Source organism: Petrotoga olearia DSM 13574 (assembly GCF_002895525.1).
In the GTDB taxonomy this organism is placed as follows: Bacteria; Thermotogota; Thermotogae; order Petrotogales; family Petrotogaceae; genus Petrotoga; species Petrotoga olearia.
The window spans coordinates 221726-246407 of record NZ_AZRL01000012.1 but is presented as its reverse complement, the minus strand read 5'-3'; the positions used below and the strand labels follow the sequence as shown (position 1 = coordinate 246407).

23 protein-coding genes, 1 tRNA gene and 1 pseudogene are annotated in these 24682 nt (G+C 33.6%); 20 read left to right on the top strand and 5 right to left on the bottom strand.

Annotated elements, in window-relative coordinates:
* Positions 1-2: 2 nt before the first annotated feature.
* Positions 3-1514 carry a 5'-nucleotidase C-terminal domain-containing protein gene (locus tag X929_RS05185; protein ID WP_103066977.1) on the bottom strand — a complete coding sequence of 504 codons (1512 nt, stop codon included), beginning with the start codon at positions 1512-1514 and terminating at the stop codon, positions 3-5.
* 383 nt (positions 1515-1897) lie between these two features.
* Here X929_RS05185 and X929_RS05180 point away from each other — a divergent pair, with 383 nt between their 5' ends.
* Complete coding sequence (locus tag X929_RS05180) at positions 1898-3172, top strand: IS110 family RNA-guided transposase (protein ID WP_103067035.1); 1275 nt, start codon at positions 1898-1900, stop codon at positions 3170-3172.
* A 557-nt stretch (positions 3173-3729) separates the two neighbouring features.
* On the opposite strand, the gene X929_RS05175 is transcribed toward X929_RS05180, so the two are convergent.
* Positions 3730-4611, bottom strand: a complete 882-nt coding sequence (locus tag X929_RS05175) for a damage-control phosphatase ARMT1 family protein (RefSeq protein WP_103066976.1) — start codon at positions 4609-4611, stop codon at positions 3730-3732.
* A gap of 306 nt (positions 4612-4917) precedes the next feature.
* Between X929_RS05175 and rpmH the strand changes: the two genes are divergently transcribed.
* From rpmH to X929_RS05145, 6 genes are all read left to right on the top strand, one after another.
* The gene (gene rpmH / locus X929_RS05170) at positions 4918-5052 is read left to right on the top strand and encodes a 50S ribosomal protein L34 (protein WP_103066975.1); all 135 of its coding nucleotides are present in this window, start codon (positions 4918-4920) and stop codon (positions 5050-5052) included.
* Entirely contained in the window at positions 5052-5408 is a 357-nt protein-coding gene (gene rnpA / locus X929_RS05165) for a ribonuclease P protein component (protein WP_103066974.1), read from the top strand. Before rpmH ends, rnpA begins: the two co-directional genes overlap by 1 nt.
* Positions 5405-5674, top strand: coding sequence for a membrane protein insertion efficiency factor YidD (gene yidD, locus X929_RS05160; protein ID WP_103066973.1), 270 nt, complete (start codon positions 5405-5407; stop codon positions 5672-5674). The genes rnpA and yidD overlap by 4 nt, the downstream gene beginning before the upstream one ends.
* Before the next feature lies 1 nt (position 5675).
* On the top strand, positions 5676-7064 hold the full coding sequence (gene yidC / locus X929_RS05155) for a membrane protein insertase YidC (RefSeq protein WP_103066972.1): 1389 nt from the start codon (positions 5676-5678) through the stop codon (positions 7062-7064).
* Positions 7065-7072: 8 nt separating this feature from the next.
* Positions 7073-7726 carry an RNA-binding cell elongation regulator Jag/EloR gene (jag, locus tag X929_RS05150; protein ID WP_103066971.1) on the top strand — a complete coding sequence of 218 codons (654 nt, stop codon included), beginning with the start codon at positions 7073-7075 and terminating at the stop codon, positions 7724-7726.
* A gap of 118 nt (positions 7727-7844) precedes the next feature.
* Complete coding sequence (locus X929_RS05145; RefSeq protein WP_103066970.1) at positions 7845-8672, top strand: hypothetical protein; 828 nt, start codon at positions 7845-7847, stop codon at positions 8670-8672.
* Between the two features lie 104 nt (positions 8673-8776).
* On the opposite strand, the gene X929_RS05140 is transcribed toward X929_RS05145, so the two are convergent.
* Positions 8777-8851 (bottom strand) — tRNA-Glu (locus tag X929_RS05140).
* Between the two features lie 87 nt (positions 8852-8938).
* On the bottom strand, positions 8939-10213 hold the full coding sequence (locus X929_RS05135) for a sigma-70 family RNA polymerase sigma factor (protein ID WP_103066969.1): 1275 nt from the start codon (positions 10211-10213) through the stop codon (positions 8939-8941).
* Positions 10214-10542: 329 nt separating this feature from the next.
* Here X929_RS05135 and rsxC point away from each other — a divergent pair, with 329 nt between their 5' ends.
* From rsxC to rsxA, 6 genes and pseudogenes are all read left to right on the top strand, one after another.
* Positions 10543-11865, top strand: coding sequence for an electron transport complex subunit RsxC (gene rsxC, locus X929_RS05130; protein ID WP_103066968.1), 1323 nt, complete (start codon positions 10543-10545; stop codon positions 11863-11865).
* Position 11866: 1 nt separating this feature from the next.
* A pseudogene (locus X929_RS09905) lies at positions 11867-12829 on the top strand (RnfABCDGE type electron transport complex subunit D); the annotation flags it as partial.
* Between the two features lie 321 nt (positions 12830-13150).
* The gene (locus tag X929_RS09900; RefSeq protein ID WP_342749847.1) at positions 13151-13528 is read left to right on the top strand and encodes an FMN-binding protein; all 378 of its coding nucleotides are present in this window, start codon (positions 13151-13153) and stop codon (positions 13526-13528) included.
* Positions 13529-13623: 95 nt separating this feature from the next.
* On the top strand, positions 13624-14322 hold the full coding sequence (locus tag X929_RS05120; RefSeq protein ID WP_103066966.1) for an RnfABCDGE type electron transport complex subunit G: 699 nt from the start codon (positions 13624-13626) through the stop codon (positions 14320-14322).
* A gap of 4 nt (positions 14323-14326) precedes the next feature.
* Positions 14327-14947 carry an electron transport complex subunit RsxE gene (gene rsxE, locus X929_RS05115; RefSeq protein ID WP_103066965.1) on the top strand — a complete coding sequence of 207 codons (621 nt, stop codon included), beginning with the start codon at positions 14327-14329 and terminating at the stop codon, positions 14945-14947.
* On the top strand, positions 14944-15519 hold the full coding sequence (gene rsxA / locus X929_RS05110) for an electron transport complex subunit RsxA (RefSeq protein ID WP_103066964.1): 576 nt from the start codon (positions 14944-14946) through the stop codon (positions 15517-15519). The genes rsxE and rsxA overlap by 4 nt, the downstream gene beginning before the upstream one ends.
* A 31-nt stretch (positions 15520-15550) precedes the next feature.
* Here rsxA and X929_RS05105 read toward each other — a convergent pair whose 3' ends face one another.
* Positions 15551-17593: a metallophosphoesterase family protein gene (locus X929_RS05105; protein ID WP_103066963.1), complete on the bottom strand. Its 2043-nt coding sequence runs from the start codon at positions 17591-17593 to the stop codon at positions 15551-15553.
* A 137-nt stretch (positions 17594-17730) separates the two neighbouring features.
* On the opposite strand from X929_RS05105, the gene frr reads away from it, so the two are divergent.
* From frr to X929_RS05070, 7 genes are all read left to right on the top strand, one after another.
* Positions 17731-18294 (top strand): ribosome recycling factor, encoded by a 564-nt coding sequence (frr, locus tag X929_RS05100; protein ID WP_103066962.1) that lies wholly within the window; start codon positions 17731-17733, stop codon positions 18292-18294.
* Between the two features lie 16 nt (positions 18295-18310).
* Positions 18311-19009, top strand: coding sequence for a polyprenyl diphosphate synthase (gene uppS / locus X929_RS05095; RefSeq protein WP_103066961.1), 699 nt, complete (start codon positions 18311-18313; stop codon positions 19007-19009).
* Positions 19010-19077: 68 nt separating this feature from the next.
* Positions 19078-19923, top strand: coding sequence for a phosphatidate cytidylyltransferase (locus tag X929_RS05090; protein ID WP_169924967.1), 846 nt, complete (start codon positions 19078-19080; stop codon positions 19921-19923).
* A gap of 9 nt (positions 19924-19932) precedes the next feature.
* Complete coding sequence (locus tag X929_RS05085; protein ID WP_103066959.1) at positions 19933-20328, top strand: prepilin-type N-terminal cleavage/methylation domain-containing protein; 396 nt, start codon at positions 19933-19935, stop codon at positions 20326-20328.
* Between the two features lie 277 nt (positions 20329-20605).
* Positions 20606-23236 (top strand): alanine--tRNA ligase, encoded by a 2631-nt coding sequence (alaS, locus tag X929_RS05080; RefSeq protein ID WP_103066958.1) that lies wholly within the window; start codon positions 20606-20608, stop codon positions 23234-23236.
* Between the two features lie 2 nt (positions 23237-23238).
* Positions 23239-24042 (top strand): patatin-like phospholipase family protein, encoded by an 804-nt coding sequence (locus tag X929_RS05075; protein ID WP_169924966.1) that lies wholly within the window; start codon positions 23239-23241, stop codon positions 24040-24042.
* Positions 24039-24677: a hypothetical protein gene (locus X929_RS05070; RefSeq protein ID WP_103066956.1), complete on the top strand. Its 639-nt coding sequence runs from the start codon at positions 24039-24041 to the stop codon at positions 24675-24677. The genes X929_RS05075 and X929_RS05070 overlap by 4 nt, the downstream gene beginning before the upstream one ends.
* Positions 24678-24682: the final 5 nt, after the last annotated feature.

The window sequence follows — 24682 nt, the reverse complement described above, 5'->3', positions numbered from 1 at the left end:
GTTTACTTAACTTGATCTAATTCTATCAATCTCTCCTCAGAAGTGTAAACTTCTATAGTTCCCAAGTGAGCAATGTATTCACGTAAAGCATCCGCATCTCTAAAGTATGTATCGTAACCAGGTTTACCTTCAAGCATAGTGTAACCGTCTCCGCCTGCAGCTACATAGTTGTTGGTGACAACTTTATAGGTTTTATTCAAATCTATAGGTTTACCGTTTATTTTTACGTTTGTAGCTTTTCCACCTTTTATTTCTGCCGTTAGCCCTGCAACATGTAACTTAGCTCCCTGGCCATCAGGAATTGTAGCAGCATAATTCAAAACATCCATTATATCTTTCCCAGTCACTTCTAAAACGTACAATGTATTTCCAAAAGGTAAAACAGTCAAAATGTCTCTGTAGGTTATCTCTCCTGTCTCAATTGAGGCTCTTATTCCACCACCGTTCATTAAAGCAACATCGGCACCGGTTTTCCAAATCATGCCATCTGTTATAAGGTTACTCAGATTCGTTTCATCACTTCTAACATGCGCACGTTCTCCATCGAGAAATACTTTTGTTACTCCAACAACCTCATTCAAAGCTTCCGATCCAAGTTGATAAAAAGCATCTGCAAACATTTTTATGAAAGGATCTTCAGGGGTATCAGCTGTGAGTGGAATTACTTCTCCACTCCAATCTACTATCCTACCACCATCAATCCATAAATCTATCCTTCCAATATTCTCTGCGTTGCCTCCAGTTTGTGCTACTATAACATTATTAATTACTGCAGGTGTTTCTAACAAGGTGTGAGAATGTCCGTCTATTATAATATCAATTCCCGATACATTTTCAGCCAACTCATCCGAAGTAGTGAACTCAACAGACAAGTTAGGCCTTCCACCATCTGCATGATAACCTAAGTGCCCGAGAACTATAACAATATCAGCTTTTTCTTGGACAATTGGAAGATATTTCATTAAAGTCTCTTCTGCATCAATAATTGTATTCTCACCTAAATAAATTGGTTCTAAGACATTCGTTTGTTCTGTAACAAGGCCAATTATTCCAACAGAGAATTCCCCGTAATCTTTTATGACATACGGTTCAAAAACCGGTCCTCCACGTTTTTCACTGACAAAATTTGCCCCTAAGAACGGAAATTGCGCAACTTTATACTGTTTCTCAAGGACTTCAAAAGGTTTGTCAAATTCATGATTGCCCAAAACCATAGCATCCAAACCCATGTAATGTAACACCAAAAAGTCGGGAACTGCATCCAACTGATCAGATTCCGGAATCCCTGTGTTTACATCTCCAGCATGTAGAAAAAGTACTTCTCCGCCTTCTTTAGCCACTTCTTCTCTTGCTTGGTTTATCAGGGTAGCTGCCCTGGCAAATCCTCCACCATCATCCGTTCCCCACACATGTCCATGGGTATCGTTCATGTGAAAAATTACCAAATGGTTAGGCCCAGCAAATACCGATAAAGCCAAAATCATAACTACTAAAACACCTAAGACTCTTTTCATTTTGTTCCCCTCCTCGTATAATATGTATGGATATGAAACTTAAAAATGGTACTAAAAATCTGTCTTTTGATCTTTTTTATTATTTCTTTTTTTATTATTTTTTTTGTAAAGAGATACCCTAATGCTAAAATAGTAGCAGGATGATTAGCGAGGGAAGATCCCCTTCCCCCCTGCAAGGCCTTTTGGCCGTTGCCTAAAAAGCTTGTTTCCTGACTTAGCAGTCAACTTGCTAACCGATTACTGCATCACCTTTGATTAGGCCATCAGCAAGGCTATTTTTCATTGGTGGATGCTCATAGAGCGCGAGGTTGCCTTTGGCTGCTAAGATTAGGGCATCTCTTTCTTTCATCCTTTATCTTTATTCGAAAGGTGGTGAAATAACTATGAATTACGACGTTTTATCCACTTTGTTCGTCGGTGTCGATGTGAGTTCTCTAACTAATACAGTTTGTGCAATTGATTTTCAAAACAACAAACTTCTTGATTTTGATACTAAAAATAACAGAATAGGTGCTGAATACATCGCTGAGGCTATCTCCAATTGCCTTGTTTCTAACAATCTTGATTATGTCGTTATCGCTTTGGAAGCTACTTCTTTTTACAGTACTCACATAGCCAATTTCTTGTCAACCAATAAGAAACTTTTGCCTTTTAAACCTCTTGTGTATCAGCTTAATCCAAAAACTACAGCCAATTACAAAAAGACTTTTGTCGATATCGATAAAACAGATCATTTGGACGCTTACGTCATAGCCGATTTCGCTAGATGTGGTAAGATTTCTTCTTCCCCTTGGCGTGGTTCTCAGTTTTTGGCTTTACAAAGGCTTACACGCCATAGGTTCCATTTAGTTCAAACACTCGTCTCTGAAAAGAATTGGATGCTTTCCAACATTTATCTGAAATTCAGTGAATTGGCTGTGAATGAAGACAGCCTCACGGCAGATAAGGATAAGCCCTTTTCCGATATATATGGTGCTACATCTTGTGCTGTTTTGACTGAGTTCTACTCTTTGGATGAGATAGTTTACAAATCTATCAATGATTTAACTCAGTTCGTTATTGAAAAAAGTAAAAACAGATTCAAAGATCCCACCCGTGTTGCAACACTTCTTAAACAAGCAGCCAAGAATTCGTACAGATTGGACAAAATGGCTTATGAACCTTTGAATATCGCTATCTCTTCTTCCTTAAACGTAATAAAAGCCTTGGAAAAAGAAATAGAAACCGTTGATAAGGCTATTGAAAAAACGGTAAAAGGGCTTAATCCCATAGAATATCAATCACTCATCTCTGTCAAGGGTATCGGTCCTGTTATCTCCTCTGGTATCATCAGTGAGATAGGTACGATAGCTTCCTTTCGATCTCATGATAAGTTGGCCAAATTTGCAGGACTGACTTGGAGAAAACGTCAATCAGGGAATTATTCCTCTGATGAGACAGAAATGACTAAAACAGGTAATCCGTATCTTCGATACTATTTTATTGAAGCTGCTAGCTCCGTTAAAAATTATATCCCTGAGTTCGAAGAGTATTACTGGAAAAAATACTACGAGGTTACCACTCATCAACACAAAAGAGCCCTCGCGCTCACGGCTCGTAAGTTGGTTCGCATGATTTTTGCATTGCTGAGCAAAAATCGAATCTATTCGAATTACTAAGTTGAATAGATACAATTGAATCTTTTTGTGTTTTCAAGCCTATTTTGTGTTTTTTTAAAAGTATGGGTATTGTCAGTTACGCCAATTTTTAACATTTTTTTTGATTTTTACCTCTTGACATATCACTGATTAGCTTTTGAATGGTTTTCTATAGTGTCTTCTATGATAATTTGATGATACAATATAAGCATAAACAACTATTTTCTTTAAAAAATGAATAGGTATTAGAACGCTTGTACTTTCCTTCAATATCCTAGCTTAATTTTAAAAAAAGTTGATAGTGCACGCGGAATTAAATATAATTAGAAGTTCGATATGAAGGATTATCATTATAATACAAAACGAAATAAGTTGCAAATTCGATTATGAGTAATGAGAAGCGATTAGGAGGAATTATTTTAAACCATTTAATAAAAGCTTTATTTTTTGTAGTTTTTCTTAACTTTTCAACATGTACTTATAAATTCCAGCCCCCGAATTTTTTATCAATATAGCATTTTCTATGTTAAATATGTGGAAAAATTGATTTCAGCCACACATTAATTGAGACCAATAACTCAGCTTCGCCTAAATATTAAATCTTCTTTGTTCACATCAAGATGATGTGCAATTTTTGCACACTTAACAACGAAAGAATAATAAATTGATTTTTTGCGATTTTGCTCAACCAAACTTTCATAGTTAGATTGCCCTTTAGCTATTACAATATCAACTTCATCGTAGATGTTTTTGAAAGATTGACTAACGAAGCTTAAATCGGTTCCTAAATATTTAGACCCACTATCAAAAGGAATAGAAACCTCCTTTAAAAAAATTTGGTCAGCATCTTTTTTAGTTGCACATTTATAAACTGGACGAGATTTCAAAGCAGAATGAACGATCAGGTTGGGGTTTAATTCTTTCATTACCTTTATAAACAACTTATCAAAAACTATTTCCCCGGCATAATTATGAATAAAAAGCAAAAAATGGGCATTTTCCAATTCTTTTTTGAATTTTTCTAAATCGTTTATTGCTACTGCCTTTGTATTAAAAAAATTTTGGATTTCTATCTCTAACTCACCAAAGGAATTACCCGAATTGTGGCAAAAAAGCTCACCCATCAGTGATAATTTAAATGCACTATAAAGAGGATCTTTGCTAGAAAAACAAAAATCCAACAGATCATCGTAGACCTCTAAAAAAAGTTGATTTAAGTCAGCTTTTTCTGTATGAAAGTAATCATTTTCACCAAAAGCATCATAAAAAGAATCATAAAATGTTTTTACTAAATTATAAGATGTATTGGAAGGAGAGACATCACCTAATGTTTTTAGAATGACTCTTTTGTAATTATCAAAAATATTATCAGATGACTCCGAAGAACTAGCATTAATTTTAGTCATTAACTCAGAAGAATGATTTAAAAGGCAATTAATACATTCATAATCTACATTCATCTCTGTTCACCCCATGAACTTCCAAAATTCCTATCAGATTACTTTAATTTTATCATTGTTAAATTAATTTAGTATTAGTTTTGCTTAGAATTTTGTTAAGAAAAATTTGTCCATAAAAATTGTTACTTCTCTTTCTTGACATTAAAACATTAAATCATTATAATATATTCGATAGTTTTAAATCCAAATATTGAGTTTATATTTGTTATATCTATCTTTTAAATAGGTTGTTCAATTTTTCTATCAAAGAAAAACGATCTTTTCTTTAGCCAACCATTTAATTTAATAAGATTTGGAGGTGAAGAAGTGAAAAGAACATATCAACCATCTAGAATAAAGAGAAAAAGAACTCACGGCTTTTTAGCTAGAAAAAGAACATCAAGTGGAAGAAATGTTTTAAGAAGAAGAAGAGCAAAAGGCAGAGCACGTTTAACAGTATAATGGAAAAACAAACTTTCAAGAAAAAAGAACGTTTACGATTAAAAAGGAATTTCAAAAACGTTTTTGAAAAGGGCGGGCGTTTAATTGACAATAATTTTGTTATTATATACGTTCGAAATACTATGGATTACAACAGAATCGCTATAATTGTAAATAAAAAATTTGGCAACTCGGTCGCAAGAAACTCAATTAAAAGATTGATAAGGGAGATATATAGAACCAATAAAACTTTTTTCCCAATAGGGTACGATTTCCTATTCATTCCAAGAAAGGAATTATCGAAAAATTTTAAAAGAATAGATTATTTCCAAATGAAAGGTCAGATTTTAAATTTGGTGAGGAAGATAAAAGAATGAAAAAACTTATTCTCAAGATGATAGATTTTTATAGAAAACATATATCCCCCGCAACCCCTCCCAAATGTATATATCAACCGACCTGTTCTTCTTATACCTACGAAGCGGTAGAAAAGTTCGGGGTATTTAAAGGTTTGTATTTGGGATTTAGACGATTTATCAGATGTAACCCATTACACAAAGGGGGCTATGACCCTGTCCCCGAAGAGTTTCGTTTTTTTGTTCATAAGAAAGTAAAAAACAAACAACACAGAAGGAGTGTGTGACTTGAAAAAAGGATTATTTTTTTTGACGCTACTAATATTTTTGAATATTATTGCTTTTGCAATACCTGAGATAACAGTATCAGAGAGTTCATTAAATCAAGAAATTAGCATTGAAATGAAATTGTATAGGCTGAAGTTAGACCAAAATGGACATATTTTAAATTTCGAACTCTTCGATAGCAGAACTAAAAAATATAATTTAGTTTATGAGTATACGGGAGATAGCTACGATATTTTAGATGCTCAAACTATGACGGAGATTTTACCAAGTAACTATAATATAAGACTGGCGGAAGATCAAACCTATGTTGAAATAATTTACTTCTTCCCCAACGGAGGACAGAAAATTTATAAGTTTTACAACGATCCAAACTATCATTTTGATGTTCAATTTAAAAATTTGAATGGATACGTTGTTTTACCTAGCATATCCTTTTCTTCTGGAATAAGATACACCGACAATGTCTTTGTTTCATACATCGACAGATCCGTTTTAACAGGTGAAACCTTAGATTCCGCACTAGCCATCTATACCCCGGGAGAGATCGAATCCTCTCAAAACCAATACTTATTCCCATTAAATTATTCGGACCAAAAAGTAATCTCATACTTAGGTCCAACCAAAAAAATTTTTATAAAAGAAACGTTTGACGGCATAGAAGAAGGAAATACTTACTCTACTATAATCGATTTAATGCAGGATTTAGGTAAATTTGGGCCTTTTTCTAACATTTTCTATTGGTTCGTAAGCTTTTTTTGGTGGTTATTTAAAGTAACGGATAATTTCGGTTGGGCTATAATACTTTTTACCCTGATAGTAAATGCAATATTATTCCCTGTATATGGGAGACAAAAGAAATCCATGATCGAAATGAAGCAGTTACAACCCGAGCTTGACAAAATAAGGAAAAAATATAAGAACCCTCAAAAACAGCAAGAAGAAACTCTGAAATTGTACAAGGAAAAAGGTGTTAACCCTGCTGGAGGATGCTTAACTTCTTTGATTCCTTTGCCAATTATGATCATACTGTGGCAAGTAATCTATTATTTTGAAGGCAGTTACGCATACAACCCCAGATTCCTTTTGTGGACAGATCTTTCTCTAGGTGGTTTCCAATCTAATTTTTTCTTACTATTAATTGCGATAATTGCTTCTTTAATAAATGCTCTTTTAATGTCACAAGATGCCAGAAACGCGTGGACCTCTGTAATTATGTCAGTTGTATTTCCTTTCATTTTAATAGGATTACCCGTAGGAGTATTCATTTATTATTCAATGAATACTATTATACAAACCTTCTTGACATTTGTATACAATAGGATTTATAACGTCAAAGGTATTACGATTAGACAACTAGTTGGTTTGGGTCCGAAGCCTATCAGGAGGTGAAATGATAATTGCTTAAATTACAAGGTACGACAAAATTTGAAGGAACTGATTTAGAATCGGTTTTAGAAAAAGCAAAAGCAAATTTTAAAGCCTCATGTATCGATGAGATTTCTTATAAGGTTATTCAAGAACCTTCCAAGGGATTTATTTTTGGAATAGGTAAAAAGCCCCTTATTATCGAAGCTCATCCTAATGAAAAATATCTTATCAATAAAGTAAAAAATTTCTTGAAAAATATACTTTCCTATTTTGAGGAAGATGTTGATATCAATATAAATTATTATAATAAGACATTGAAAATCTTTTTAGAAGGGGAAAACTTAGGTAAAGTAATAGGAAAACAAGGGCGGAACCTTGGAGCTCTACAGCATTTAACCATGATTTACGTCAATAGAATGACAGACACCAAATGTGATGTTAAGTTGGATGTAGGAGATTATAGAAGAAATAGGAAAAAAAACCTAGAACTAATAGCTGACAATGCTGCTAAAAAGGCAATAATGACAAATGAAAAGGTAGAATTAGCTCCTATGTTTTCTTTTGAAAGGAAAATAATTCATAAGTACATAAATTATAATTATCCAAGATTACACACCGTCTCTATGGGGTTAGAACCTTATAGAAAAGTAGTAATTTACCCTTCGAAGAACGGTCATAATTAATCAAAATTACTTACATTTATATCTATATCTATATTAAAATGTAGACACTTTACCAATAAGACCATTTTCAAAAAATAAATAATGATTTTAAAAGGGAACAGGATTGGAGGAGAAGTAATTGAAAACCGTTTACCAATATCAAGAGCAAACTCTTTCCATAATCAGTAGAGAAAATCTTCCTGATATTGGTATTTTAGGTGGTATAGAAATCGAGCACATTATAAAGAAAATAAAAGATAATATTAAAATAACAACTGAGGTAGCAGGACCAGGAGGAAGGGTTGCTACTTATTTGAATGATTATTTTCATCTCAAACCATCGATATTTGATTTTTTAAGTTGTGATGAATATATTGAATTAATACTTAAAATATTTCAATCAAAAGAAATTCCTATTATTTGGATGGACAAGCCTGGAGGAAATACAAGAAAAGTTAGAAATATAGAAGAAGATAAAGAATACTTTGATTATCGTGATGCTAATTTAAAAGTAGAACCAGAATTCATTACCGAATACCTGTACAACATCAAAAATCTTTTTATAGTTTACAAATCCTGGAACAAAAAGATAATTGATTTAACTAAGGTAAAAAGAAGAATATTTGTTGATATACGGGATTTATATCTGGATGAAATTGATAAATTTACATGTGATTATCTTTTTTTGAGCTCTAAAAAGGATTATAGAGAATTAAAAGAAAAAATCAGCAATTTAAAAGTTGATAATAAGATAATTATAACGAAAGATGTGATATCTTTTGATGCAAAAATATACGAAGTTAAAGTTAAAGAAAAAAAGTACTTTGAAGAGGCGGTATCAGCTTTTGAAGCTAATTTTATGAGTAGTATCATAAAAGGTTACACATTGAAATCAGCTTTTGATAGTTCTTTTAATATTTACAATCATGTTCTTGAATGTGGAACAATCCCCACAGAAAAATTGTGATTAAATCCTTTCCTTAAATCAAATTGCTTTATATTAAAATTACTAAATTTAATCGGATAGAAGATTGATAAAGGTTTATCTATCTCCTACCCGATATTTATTTCTGGCAGCCCCACAGGGAATCGAACCCTGACTCTTGGACTGAGAATCCAATGGACTAGCCGTTATCCTATGGGGCCATTGGTATCGTCTCATTTTTCGAATCCTTAGTAATTATATCAACTATCAATGACCTTGTCAATAGGTTTGAGACTTAAAAGGCACTTCTAATATTCCTGCATAATATTTTCTATCATCTTTTTTCTAGCAGGATGTTTTAACTTCCTAATAGATTTGGACTCTATCTGCCTTATTCTTTCTCTTGTCACGTTAAAAAATTCTCCAACTTCTTCAAGCGTTTTTTGTTTCCCATCTACGAAGCCGTATCTCATTTTTAATATCATGGCTTCTTTAGGTGAAAGCGTATCAATGATCATTTCCATTTTTTGACGAATAATCATCTTTCTCCCTTCTTCATCGGGGGTAGGTGAATCAGAATCAATAAAATCGAGTACCTCGGTTTCACCTTCCGCATCTACATCGTTAGAAATTGGTGCATTTAAGGAGAATATGTTCTTGGCACTAATTAATACCTCTTTCATCTTATCTACCGGCTTGTCCATCAAAGCAGAAAGTTCTTCTAAATCAGGCACTTCACCATTTTCTTGAACATATTTATTTACCACCCTATTCATTCTATTTATCGTTTCTACCAAATGAACTGGGATTCTTACAGTCCTTCCTTGATCAGCAATCGCTCTTGTTATAGCCTGGCGTATCCACCAATAAGAATAAGTAGAGAATTTGTAACCCTTTTTCCAATCAAACTTAGCAACAGCTTTCATTAAACCAATATTTCCTTCTTGTATGAGATCCAAAAAGCCTAATCCATGGCCAACATACCTTTTTGCAATACTAATGACTAATCTAAGATTAGCTTTTATAAGTTCCTCTCTGGCTCTTTTATCCCCCATCTGCGCCCTTCTTGCTAGCTTTCTTTCTCTTGAAGGAGTTAATAATTTGCTCTTACTAATCTCTTTCAAATATATTTTAATCGGATCCTGCAACGAAATATTATCACACATCTCGACTTCAACATCGGAAAAATCTTCGAAAATCTCTTCGTATTCTTCAGAATCTTTAAACTCTTCGTTGACTTCTAACTCTTTTTCTTCATCCTCTTCACAGAAATTACCTGAAGAGCCGTCTACTACTGAAATATTAGATTTTTTTAATTCATTGTAAAACGTTATTAAAAATTCTAACGTAAAATCCTCACGCATTTGGCTAGGTATAGATTCATCAATTTCTTCAAAGGTTACTGTGCTCTTATCTTTAGCTAGCTTTTTTTTGATTTTTCTTAATATTTCATTAGTGAGTACATTAGGACTCTTTTTAATAGTTAAAGATAAAGAATATTTTTTCATGTTTGAGCTTTTATCGATTTGTGAAAAATCTCGACTTTTCGATTCAAGGTCCACACTTTTGTCATTTTCTATCATAAAAACTCACCTTCTATTAAAAAATTAGAATAAAAAAATGAAGAAATTATATGATAAAATCATAGAGAAGCTTTTAAAAAAGTAGCCTAATTTAAAACAAATAGTTATTTCTCTGTTAAATATTATAGCTTGACAATATTAAATGAATATGAAAAAACAATTAATATACATAAATGTAATAATTTTTTTGGAAACTTTATAAGTCGTTGAAATTAGAACAATAATTCGTGCTATAATAATTATCGATGGTTTCTTGAACTTTGGAATTTTCGTTACTAACATGGATTTTCAATCATAAGTTCCTTAAAAAATAAAAAGGAGGTTTCCTTGTGCCAATATTAACTTTCAAAGGTGGCGTGCATCCGCCCGAGAAAAAACATTTTACAAAAGATAAGCCTTTTGAAAAACTGCCTTTACCCGATTTTGTATACCTATTCACAACTAACCATCTTGGAGCACCCGCAAAGCCAATCGTAAAAGAAGGAGACCAAGTGAAAACAGGGCAATTGGTAGCAGAGGCCACTGGTAGTATTTCAGCAAATATACATTCTTCTGTTACCGGAGAAGTTGTTGGGATTGAATCATTTATAAATGTCTCTACAGGAAGAAAGGATAACGCAATAGTTATAAAAAGATCTTCGGAAGATGTTTGGGAGTATATTGAACACAATGAGAATTTTAAAAAGTTCCCTAAGGAAGAAGTAATCAACATTGTTAAAAAAGCTGGTATTGTGGGGTTAGGCGGAGCAATGTTCCCATCTCATGTAAAATTAAGTGTGCCCGAAAATAAAAAAGTAGAGTATTTAATAATCAATGGGGCAGAATGTGAACCATACATAACTGTCGATGATATGATGATGAGAGAATATACAGAAGAAATCATAAAAGGAATAAAAATTATAGAATACGTAGTTAATCCACAAAAAATTTATGTAGGTATCGAAGAAAACAAACCTGAAGCAATAAAAATTATGGAAAACGCTTTAAAAAAAGAAAATATCGAGGTTGCAATTTTAAAAACAAAATATCCTCAGGGTGCTGAAAAACAATTAATCCAAGCTATCACTAAAAGAGAAGTCCCTTCAGGAGGGTTACCTATAGATGCAGGCGTATTAGTTTTTAACGTTTCCACTACTTATGCAATTTATGATGCAGTAATCAACGGGAAACCTTTAGTCGAACGTGGGATCACTTTGAGCGGGGGAGTTAAAAAACCTGGTAACTATTGGTTCCGAATTGGGACTAAGGTTTCAGACCTCTTAAATCATGTAGAACTTGTCGAAGAGGAAAAGATCGACAGAATAATCTACGGAGGTCCAATGATGGGACTACCTTTACCCAATGTTGATTTACCAACATTTAAGGGAAATAATGCAATAACCGTTTTAACAAAAGAAGAGTTACCACAAAAACATGAATATCCATGCATTAGATGCGCCTCATGTGTTAAAGCATGCCCTATAGGACTTCAACCTTATTATCTAAAAAAACTTGCTGATGCTAGGAAAAACGACATAGCACAAGAAAATGGAATTATGGATTGTATAGAATGTGGCGCTTGTTCGTATATTTGCCCATCAAATATAGAGCTAGTTAAAACATTCAAGACAACAAAAAAGGTTATAAAAGCCATTCAAAGAAGGAGGGTTTGAGTTGAAACTTAGCACTGAAGCGGCACCCCATTTTCGAACTACCAATACCACCCGAAAAATTATGATCGATGTTTTGATATCATTGATACCTGCTGTTATTGTTTCAACATGGATCTTTGGTTTTCGAGCCCTTTTTATCATGTTATTTTCTATGGTTTTTGCTGAAATGTTGGATTTTTCCATTGTTCGTTTCTTAAGGAAGCAAAAAGATCATATCCCCGATTTTTCCGCATCTGTTACAGGATTACTCTTGGGAATGAACCTTTCTTTAGCAGTAAACTGGTGGCAAATTATGCTGGGAGTGATAGTTGCGATAATCTTAGCAAAACAAGTTTTTGGGGGTTTAGGTCAAAACTTTTTTAATCCCGCATTGGTTGGAAGAGCCTTTATGGTGATATCTTTCCCAACCGCTATGACTACATGGTATGTACCTTTTTATTACCAGAACCCAGATATTATTACTTCTGCATCCCCTTTAGGAATAATTTCCCAGGAAGGTATGAACACAGTACTCCAAAATTATACTTATTGGGATATGTTCATAGGTAGAATTCCCGGTTCTATCGGAGAAGTTAGTGCTTTAGCTTTAATTATTGGCTTCATATATCTAGTCGTAAAAGGTAGAATTAAATTGATGATCCCCGTATCCTATATAGGAACGGTCTTAATTTTTAGCTCTATCTTTTATATGGTTGATCCTACTAAATTTGGAACCCCTTTGTTCCATCTTTTAGCAGGGGGCTTGATCTTAGGTGCTTTGTTCATGGCGACGGATATGGTTACTTCTCCAATGTCTGTAAACGGCCAGCTTGTTTTTGGTATGGGAGCTGGTATTTTGACCATGATCATAAGATTCTTTGGCAGTTATCCTGAAGGTGTTTCTTTTTCAATCCTTATCATGAACGCTTTTGTCCCTTTGATAGATGATTGGCTAAAACCAAAAATATATGGAACATCCAAAAGCGAGAAAAAACATGCAAAAATAGGTTTAATTTTAGCCGTTATTATTATTGCTGTTGGACTGTTAGTACCTATTGTGTACAATTCTACGAATTCAACGACAGTACAATATGAATTCAATAATACATTATCCGCAATAGAAGAAGTGTTAAAAGATGCAAATACGGGCGAATATTTAGTTTCTAATATTCCTACCAACGAAGAACAGTTACAAAATTATATATGGCAAGAATCTCAAAATGGAGTTTTATACGTAAGTCAAAAAAACGCAAAAGTCTATTCCCCAGTTTATAAGTTTGCTGAAAATAACAATGAAATTTATGTCATGACAGTTTCTGGAGTGGGTTATAGAGGTGACGTAGTTAGCGTTATTTCTTTTATCAAAAAAGATGATGGTCAAATTGTTTTGAATAAAATAGAAGTAATAGATTATTCGCAAGAAACTCCAGGACTAGGGGACAAAATCGCCGAAGAATCTGTAAAAGAAAGATTTAGCTTGATCCCAGAATCTGGTTTAAATTCAGGTGTACAAGTTGATAAAGACGCCGGCGTGACTGTCTCGGCTAATTCGATAGATGCTTACAAAGAACAAGGTGTAATAAAAACTAGTGATGTAATGACAGGTGCAACAATTACTCCTAGAGCGGTCGCCGATTCTATTAATGCAGCTGTAGAATTTTTAAAAGAGGAAGGGGTGATGTGAAAAGATGGCTGATTTAAAAAACTTTACTAACGGTTTAATAAAAAACAACCCCGTTTTTGCTCAGGTGTATAGAACAACCAAAGGGGAGATAAAACATGCGTGAATATTTAAAAACAGGTTTAATTTTAGCCGCTTTTATGGTTGCTGCCGGCCTTTTAGTATCTGTTGTGTACAATTTTGTCAATCCGATGATAGCACAATCCGAATTCAATAATACATTATCCGCAATAGAAGAAGTGTTAAAAGATGCAAATACGGGCGAATATTTAGTTTCTAATATTCCTACCAACGAAGAACAGTTACAAAATTATATATGGCAAGAATCTCAAAATGGAGTTTTATACGTAAGTCAAAAAAACGCAAAAGTCTATTCCCCAGTTTATAAGTTTGCTGAAAATAACAATGAAATTTATGTCATGACAGTTTCTGGAGTGGGTTATGGAGGAGATGTAGTTAGCGTTATTTCGTTTATCAAAAAAGATGATGGTCAACTTGCTTTGAATAAAATAGAAGTAATAAATTATTCCCAGGAAACTCCAGGACTGGGAGCCCGAATTTCTGAAGAATCTGTGAAAAAAAGATTTAGCTTGATCCCAGAATCTGGTTTAAATTCAGGTGTACAAGTTGATAAAGACGCCGGCGTGACTGTCTCGGCTAATTCGATAGATGCTTACAAAGAACAAGGTGTAATAAAAACTAGTGATGTAATGACAGGTGCAACAATTACTCCTAGAGCGGTCGCCGATTCTATTAATGCAGCTGTAGAATTTTTAAAAGAGGAAGGGGTGATGTGAAAAGATGGCTGATTTAAAAAATTTTACTAACGGTTTAATAAAAAACAATCCCGTCTTTGTTCAGGTGTTAGGAATGTGCCCTACTTTAGCTACAACCACAAGCGCACAGAATGGTTTAGGTATGGGAATAGCCACCTTATCGGTCTTAACGATGTCAAACATCGTCATTTCTTTAATCAGAAAAATAGTTCCCAAAAAGATAAGAATACCTATTTATATTGTGGTTATAGCTTCTTTTGTAACAATGATAGATCTCATAATGCACGGACTAACATACGAATTATGGCAGACTTTGGGAATATTTATACCTTTGATAGTTGTGAACTGTATCATAATGGGAAGGGCAGAATCTTTTGCATCAAAAAACGGGGTCTTAGATTCCATATTTGATGCCTTGGGAATCGGTTTAGGTTTTACAGGCGCCCTTGTATTATTGGGATCGGTAAGAGAATTATTGGGTAACGGAACAATATTTGGTTTCCCCATTTGGGGGGAAGCATTTAATTTATACCTTTTCATACTTCCACCTGGTGCATTCATAACTTTAGGACTTTTACTTGGAATGTTCAATTCGATAGGTATAAGCAGAGAGAACAAAAAGAAGAAGGCAGGTGCTAAAAAATGAATCTTATCCTTCTGTTTATTTCAGCCGCTTTAGTTAACAATATTATTTTAACTAGATTTTTGGGTATTTGCCCTTTTTTAGGAGTTTCTAGAAGCAAGAGTTCTGCTGTTGGAATGTCTATCGCAGTAATTTTTGTCATGACGATAGCCGGAGTAATAACTTGGCTCTTAAATCAGATACTAATAATGCTTGGAGTAGAATTTTTAAGAACGATCGTGTTTATTCTTGTAATTGCTGTACTTGTTCAATTTGTTGAGTTTTTTATTAAAAAATCAAGCCCAGCCCTTTACGAAGCTTTGGGAATATACTTACCCCTTATAACAACTAACTGTGCAATATTGGGGATCGCATTGTTAAACATACAAACTAATTACACCTTTATCGAAAGTTTGGTAAACTCTTTTGCCTCTGGATTGGGGTTTTCGCTGGCATTAATAATATTTTCTTCAATAAGAGAAAAAATGCAACTAAACAACGTTCCAAAAGCTTTCCAAGGTACTGCTTTAGCACTAATGACAGCCGGACTTCTGTCCATGGCTTTTATGGGATTTTCAGGTTTAGTAAAATTATAAAAAAGAGGGAATTATCCCTCTTTCATTTTTTTCATTTTTTGTATATGTAAAATTCATCAATTACTTCATCAATTGGTGTGTATTGGTTCGGGAAAAGAGGATTATCAACCCTTGCCACTGCTTTTACTGTAACCTTGATTGAATCTTCGTAAACATCAAAAATAACGTAGTGAAGTTTTCCAAGAACTTGCTTTACATGCCAGGGTAATGGAACAGTTCCATGATTTGTATTTAGTTTAGCCCCTCCCCCACCACTGGTAATAAACATAATTCCATCCTTAAAATACCTTTCGTAAGCGTGTATATGCCCGTTTATTACAACATCAACACCGTACTTTTCAAATATAGGCAGCCAATTTTTTGTGTTGAAATGACCGTTTGGAAGGTTTTCTTCCATGTTGCCATACTCCGTAGCTGTCGTCCAAAAAGGATGATGAAAAGCCACGAAGATAAACTTTTTATCTTGATTGTTTTTAAGATCTTCTTCCAACCATCTCATTTGTTTTTCATATAGATTTGAAGATTCCAATATATTAGAATCTAAGATAACGAAGTGTGAGTTAGCGTAATCAAAAGAGTACCATCTCTTGGAATAATCTCCACTCCCCTTTGGAAGCTCAAACGCCCTGTAATAAAGTTGGCTGTTTCTCTCGTGATTACCTAAAACCATGTAATAGGGAATTTGAGAACTTAAAGGATATGCAGATTCAAAAAATTTACTCCAACTCTTCTCTGATGTGCCTTCTTCCGTGTGATCTCCTGGTTTAAGAATAAATGCTGTATTTAGATCAGAATCCTCTACAATTCTATTAACAACGTAAGCGTGTCTTTCGTCATAGATTTGGGTATCTCCATAAACTATAAATCGAAAAGTATCAATATCTTCATCTAAAGGCTTGGTTTTAAAAGCCTTTTTTTCAGTTTTAACATCATTTAAAGTATAGGTATCTTCAACATTTACCACATATTCATAAGAAGAATTAGGTTGTAAGCCAGAAAGTTCAATATAATGGTATTCTAAAGGAAATTGGTTTTGTATTTCTAATATCCTAGCTTCACTGTCTGAATCATAAACTTCTACAGTTGATCTAGCAGGAACAGCCATCCTGAATTTAATAATCACACCATCTTCCTCTTTATCAGTGAGAAAAGGCTTGTAAAAAAAGTAATTTTCAGGAACTTGAACAAAAAGATCTTCTGACCCTAAAAGAGAGACAGGTTCGGTTTTCAAACTTCCAAAATCTACCTTAACTTTGAAATCTTCATAGTCTTCATCGTAGGGAAAATAAAATTCTACTTTTCCTTTTTCATCAACAAGTTGGACATCTTGAATCGTTCCCAATTTATCTTCTAGAACAACCCTCATACCCTCAGCTGATTTTTCATTGTTCAATATTATATTTTTTTCTATTGTTGTATAATCAATACCGAATTTATCGTAATATTTTTTTTCTATTTCGCTAACACTTTCACCAACAGTTATTATTCTGCTGAATTCAAGAACATCCTCAGGCTCAAGGGTAAAAAATGAGATACTTGTGGTCATCTCATCGTTCGCTATAACTCTCTGAAATGTTTGATCATAAACCGGAAAATATCCAAAGCTTCCATAATCTTGCTGAAGAACTAATACATAGTTATTTAAAATCTTTGATTTTATAAAAAAAGGAAATGTATCAGAGTAATCTATTATTTCATTCAATTGGATTCTTTTTCTAATTCCTGTTTTATTAGTTATCATAGTACTCAATAAGATATTTTTCTCTTGTAAGGTATAAGTATTTACCACTTTGAAGTCGTTTTGATCATAAATGAAAGAGATTGAATCTTCTGAAGTTTCTATAACGCTGTTTTGGAAATCTACGCCAGAAATCAGAATCTTGTGATTTGTGAAAAGGCTTTGGACCGCTTCATTACTTTTAAAAAAGGTAATATATCCATTTTCTTTGGAAATCCCCGTTGTCAAATAGTTGTTAGATAATATGTAATTATCCTGGTAAGATGAAATTCCATCAGCTGAAAAAAAGAGTAAAGAAAAAACAACAAAAAGAGTTACAATCATATGCTTTTTCACAAAATTTCCCCCTTTCGGTGTTTTTCACTTTTAATTATATCATATTAGAAAAACCCTTCCGTGTGATATAATATTTGCTGAATTACGTTTATCTAAACATAAAAACATTTCTAAAGTTTTTCTGCGGAGGTGAAGTCATGGCAAAGAAAAGTTCTTATGCGAAGGAAGCAGAAGAGAAAATGGAAAAAACCATCGAACATTTTGAGGACGAATTAAAAAAAGTAAGAACTGGAAGACCTACTACCGCTATTTTTGAGGATATAAAAGTGGATTACTACGGTGTGCCAACTCCCATCAACCAAGTCGCAACCTTAACTGTTGGAGAAGAAAGAACCGTTGTGATCACCCCATGGGATAAAAAGATGCTTGAACCCATAGAAAAAGCAATAAACGCTTCTAATTTTGGTTTTCACGCTATAAATGATGGTAACGTAGTAAGGGTATCTTTTCCAAATCCCACTATTGAAGAAAGAAGAAAATTGGTAAAAGCTGTAAAAGAGATGCTAGAAGAAACAAAAGTGGCTTTACGAAACATAAGAAGAGACGATATAAAAAAGGTTAAAGAAACAAAGAACGACGGCTCTTTAAGTGAGGATGAAGCAAAAAAAATTGAAGACGAAATCCAAGATATCTTGAAAGAAAAAGAAGAAGAAGCAGAAAAAATATTCCAAAGAAAAGAAAAAGAGATCATGGAGTCATAAAGGTGGAAAATAAAATATGAAACTTCCGAAGGTACCTACTCATGTTGGTATAATTATGGATGGAAACGGAAGATGGGCAACTAAAAGTGGATTTGATAGAAACTATGGACACCAAAAGGGTGCTGAAACTGCTCAAAAGGTTATTGAGTGGTCTAAAGAATTTGGAATTAATTATCTTACCTTATACACCTTTTCAGAAGAAAATTGGAAAAGGCCACAAAATGAAATAGAATTTTTATTCGAATTATTCATAAGATACTTTGAAAATAACCTTAAACGAATCATAGAAAATGGTGTAAATGTAAGATTTTTAGGAAGAATTAACAAACTACCAGAAAGTCTTATAAAGACTTGTAAAGAAATTGAAGACATAAGTAAAAATAATGAAGATTTCAATTTGATCCTTGCCTTGAATTACAGTGGGAGGCAAGAGATTTTAGATGCAGTTAATAAAATTTTGGAAGATAAAAAGACAACAGTTACAAAAGAAGATATTGACAACAACCTTTATTTACCGGATGTTCCCTATCCTGATTTGATAATAAGAACCGCAGGTGAGCAAAGATTAAGCAACTTCTTACTTTGGCAATCTGCTTATTCGGAACTGTACTTTACAGAAACTTTATGGCCTGATTTTTCTTATGATGATTACCTAAACGCCCTTTTAGATTATGCTAAAAGAGAAAGACGGTTTGGCGGTATAATTAGCAAGTAAGTTGTAGGTATTTTAGAAATAAAAAGATTTTCAAAAACTATATTATTCAAAGATATGGGGGAAAACTTTTGAATAAAAAAGAACTTTGGACAAGAGTATTATCAGGTGTAATTATTGGACCAATAGTTGTTTTTTCTTATCTAACATATCCCACTCTTTTAGGATTGGTTACAACTATAGTAATGTTAGCTTCCTTTGAATTGATTGAACTATTTACAAGCGATGTAAAAAACGACTTCATCAAGCTTCTGCTAACTTTTATTATAGGGACATCCAGTCTTATATATGGGTTCTCTTTGGAGGCAGAATATAGAGGAATTTTACCTTTTGAAAGTGAAGGAATATTTTTCTTAGCCTTTGTAGCGTCAGTATTTTCGATTATGCTTTTAGTTAAAGAGATAACTCACACAAAAAGGTTTATAGAATCTTCTGCATTAAGTATTATCTACGTATCTTTTTTCCTTTCAAACTTTTATTTGATTCATTTGAACTATGGACCAGGGATGGCGATTTTAGCATTAACTGCAGTATGGGCTTATGATGCTGGTGCATATTTTTTTGGATTGAGTTTCGGTAAGCATAAACTTTCTCCGCATTTTTCACCAAAAAAAAGTTGGGAGGGATTATTAGGTGGCATCTTTTTCACTTTTGCTTATATACTTATATTTGATTCCATTGGGATTTTATTTGGAGCTATTCAAAAAATAACCTTTTTGCAGGCCGTTATCTTAGCGTTGATGGTAGGTTTCTTTGATACCATTGGAGATCTAACAGAATCAATTATTAAAAGGTATTATAATGTAAAAGACTCAGGAGAAATCCTACCAGGTCATGGGGGGATGCTCGACAGAATTGATGGTCTGTTGATCGTAACCCCAATGTGGTATTTTTTGTTGAGAATACTTTGGATATAGGGGGAAAAAATGAAAAACAAAAAATTTAAGGAAGGTTTCACACTGGTTGAGGTTCTAATAGTCTTGGGGATCATTTCGATCCTCGCAAGCATCGCCATCCCATCAGTTAGAGGACTTATCAATCGAGCTAACGCAGTTAAAGTGGTAACTGAGATGCAAAACGTCCAAATTGCCGTAATGAACTATGGTATTTTTAATCCCAACTTAAGTGACTTGACATTTGAGAAACTTTTGTCTGATGAATACTTAACTTCTAAACCAGAAAATATAGAAATAGATTCGACTAACCCTTTAGAAATCAAAATACAATACACCGGTGACACCCCTTCCGCAACAGAGCTAAAAAATATTAACAACAATATACTTATAGATAATAATACCGCTTATTTAGTAGTTAAATATTAATTGGGTTAAAAAAGAAAATAGACCCTTTATAAATAAAAAGATTTTCAAAAATAAAATTTTGATTTTAAAAGGGTTACAGGGCGAAGCCCTTTTGCAGCTTTGTGCAAAATAGTTCTTTATAATTCTGAAGTAACATCCTCATTCTCATTTGCGAAGCAAATGTGTTCGGGGATCTTAAGGGGTTTACCCCGTAATGTTTGGGTGAAGGGGAGCTAAAGTAGGTTTCAGATTTTTCAAAGTCAAGTATAATTTGAAAAAATTAGGAGGAATTTAATACATGAAATACTTCACCTCTGAAGAGATCAGAGAAAAGTTTTTGCATTTTTTTGAAAAAAAAGGTCATAAAAGGCTACCTAGTTCTTCTTTGATTCCAAACGATCCCCAATTGTTGTTTACGGTGGCTGGAATGGTCCCTTTTAAACCAATATTTTGGGGAAAAGTTGAACCCACGTATACGAGAATAACCACATGTCAAAAATGTTTAAGAACAAACGATATAGAAAATGTTGGAAGAACCCCCAGACATCACACCTTTTTTGAGATGTTAGGGAACTTTTCTTTTGGGGATTACTTCAAAAAAGAGGCTATAAAATGGGCGTGGGAATTTTTAACAGAAGAATTAGAACTTCCAGCTGAAAAATTATGGGCTTCTGTGTATGAAACTGATGATGAGGCTTTTAATATCTGGAAAGATGATATCAAGATACCTGAAAATAAAATACTAAGATTTGGTAAAGAAGAAAACTGGTGGGGACCTGCAGGCCCAACAGGTCCATGTGGCCCTTGTTCAGAAATATACTTTGATACAGGGTATACCAAAGACTGTCCTGATAAAGAAAATTGCACTCCCGCATGCGATTGTGGACGATTTGTTGAGATTTGGAACATAGTTTTCACTGAATATTATTCCGATGAAAATGGAAAGCTTTCACCTTTGCCAAGAAAAAACATTGATACCGGTGCGGGTTTTGAAAGGATCTGCGCAGTGGCTCAAGGCAAATACGATAATTTTGACTCTGATCTATTCAGGGAAACAATAGAAGAAATACAACGAATCTTCGATGTAAAGTTTAGAGAAAATAAAAGCAAAGATGTATCAATAAAAGTAATAGCTGATCACTCAAGGGCGATTGCTTTTCTAATAACTGAAGGAATTATACCATCAAATGAAGGAAGAGGCTATGTTTTAAGAAGATTAATAAGAAGGGCTGTACGGCATGGAGCTTTGTTAGGAGCAAAAGAGCCTTTTTTAAACAGTATTCTTGAAAAAGTGATTAAAAAAATGAGTAATATCTATCCAGAACTTATCGAAAAAGAAGGTTTAATTAAAGATATTTCCTCTATGGAAGAAGAAAAGTTTTTTGAGACGATGGAAAAAGGTATGGAAAGGTTAAACAACATAATTCAAAACTTAAACAACGAAGCTACATTATCTGGAAAAATCGCCTTCGAACTTTACGACACATACGGGTTTCCTTTGGATCTCACAAAAGAGATATTATCCGAAAAAGGGATAGAAGTCGATGAAAAAGAATTCACAGAACTGATGAACAAACAAAGAGAGATGGCCAGAGCAGCTTCTGGTAAAGTAGAGTATGATACAGCCAAACAAATTTACAAAGAAATCGATGAATTTTTGACTCCAACAGAATTTATTGGTTATGATAAACTAAGTTCTATCGAAGAAATCCAGCTTATAATCAAAGGAGAAAGTATTGTCCAACAAGCTCAAGATGGTGACGAAATTGAACTATTTTTCTCTAAAACACCTTTTTATGCTGAAAGAGGAGGGCAAATCTCCGATAACGGTATTATCTACAATGAAACATTCGAAGCTGAAGTTATACATGTCAAACCTATAAGAAATGGGATAATATCTCACCTAGTAAAAATAAAAAAAGGTAGTATAAAAAACGGAGAAAGAGTGTTTCTAAAAGTTGATGAAAAAAAGAGAAAAGCAACAGAGAAAAACCATACCGCCACCCATCTTTTACATTCTGCATTAAGAAAAGTAATTGGAGAGCATATAAGGCAGGCCGGTTCATACGTGGCTCCGGAAAGACTAAGATTTGATTTCACACATTATGAACCTTTGACACCAGATCAAATAAAGCAAATAGAATACCTCGTAAACGAACAAATACAAAAAGCTATCCCTGTTAATATATACCTAAAAAGCTTGGAAGAAGCGAAAAATATGGATGTTATAGCCTTATTTGAAGAAAAATACGGAGAAATGGTAAGAATTGTGGAAATAGACGATTTCTCAAGAGAACTCTGTGGAGGCACACATGTTTTCAACACAGGAGAAATAGGTCTCTTCAAGATTCTGGAAGAATCTTCCATCTCTTCAGGAGTTAGAAGAATAGAAGCTATTACTGGTCTTGAAAGTCTTAACTACGTTACAGAACTGGAAAGTATCATAATTAATTTATCCAAAATGTTGGACTCATCAAGGGATCAGATACCAGATAAAATCCAAGGCATCCTAAAAACTATCAAAAATCAAGAAAAAGAAATTAAACAACTTCAATTTCAATTAGCCACAAAAAATATTGAAAGATTAGCCCAAACTCCACAAATCATTAAAGGCGAAAAGGTAGTAGTAGCTCAATTAGAAAACTTGGAAAAAGACGTTCATGCCAACACAGCCGATATCTTACTTCAAAAGTTGGGTAGAGGCGTTGTGATTCTTTTCAACAAGAATAACAACGATCAAGTGAGTTTGGTAGTCAAGGTATCTAAAGACATTTCTAAAAAATTCCACGCCGGAAATATCGCGAGAAAAATAGCCTCTTATTTAGGTGGCGGTGGCGGTGGCGGACCAACTTTCGCACAAGCCGGAGGAAAATATGTTAATAAAGTGAAAGAAGTGATAGAACACATAAATGATTTTATGGAGGTTTAATATTGCTTGGGGTTGCTTTATCTGGTGGCGGAGCTAAAGGTGCTGCCCACGTTGGAGCACTGTTAGAACTTGAAAAAATGGGAATTAAATTTGATATGGTTGTTGGTACAAGTATTGGTGCACTTGTAGGTGCTGGGTATGCCGTTTTAGGGGACTCCAAATTACTATATGAATATGCCTTAAGGTTACAAAAAGCTACTTTTATAAAAAAAGTACCTGCATCGCGCAAAATACCTCCTATTTTGACGTGCATTGGTGCAAACTTGCTACCATCAACTTTACCCTCTTTTCTTTATTTTTATATATTAAAAAAGGTATTTAAAAATATCACTTTTGAAGATTTAAAAATTAAATTCTATTGCACTGCTGTAAAAATGGAAAGTGGAAATTTGGAAATTTTTGGTGAAGGCCCTTTATTCCCAGCTTTAAAGGCTAGTATGGCTATGCCTGGTGCATTCAAGCCTGTTAAAATAAACGGTAACAAATACATAGATGGTGGATCCTTGGAAAAGCTACCTATCCTAACAGCTAAAAAAGTTGATGCAGATAAAATTATCGCTCTAAAACTTTTATCAAAAAAGATAAAATACGAGGAAATAAAAAATGCCTCTCAAGCTTTTGATAGGATGGATACAATAAGAGAAAATATATACGATAATTTAACGGAAAAGTTTGCTAACGTACTTATCGAATTGCCCACACAAGACTTTAATACTTTAGATTTCACACAAACAGAAGCGTTAATAGATACTGGGAGAAAAGCTGTTTTAGAAAGAAAAGAAGAAATCTTGGAGAAAATATCATGATTTTAGTAAGCGGAGGTTTTGGATGGCAAGGAATTAAAGCAGCTGAAAATTTGAAAGATTTAGATCTATCAAGTTACGATAAAATCATCACCAACGGTATCACAGGATTTTGTATCGCCTGTTTTCAACTCAAAAAAGAAAAGATCCTTCATCAAACTTTAAAGAGTTTAAAGCCTTACTTAAATACCATAGACAAAGATTACTTTTTTGTTGGAAACATAAAAAATTGTCTCAAACTTTCTTCAAATTTAGGAAAGTATAAATATCAATTAAAAGAAGACGCCAAATTAGATTTTCCTTTAGAAATCGAACTGATGAATTTAAAAACCGAAGAAATAACAACTAAAAAGATCAGCACCATTCAAGAAAGTTTTTTCTATTCTACCCTCTTACCTGGTATCAGGCCACCATTTCAAGGATGGTACAATACCGCTTCATTTTCAAGAACACCTTGCTACTCATTATTAAAGTATGAAGGTGAAGAAATAGAAATCTATGATTCACCATATAATTATCACAAATCTTCAACCATACAAAGATTATACAAATCCATTCAAGTTATGAGAAGCAGATACTTTTACGAATTGGTCATGGATGAAATAAAAACAAAAAATAAGGTACATTTCAAAGGATAAAAGAA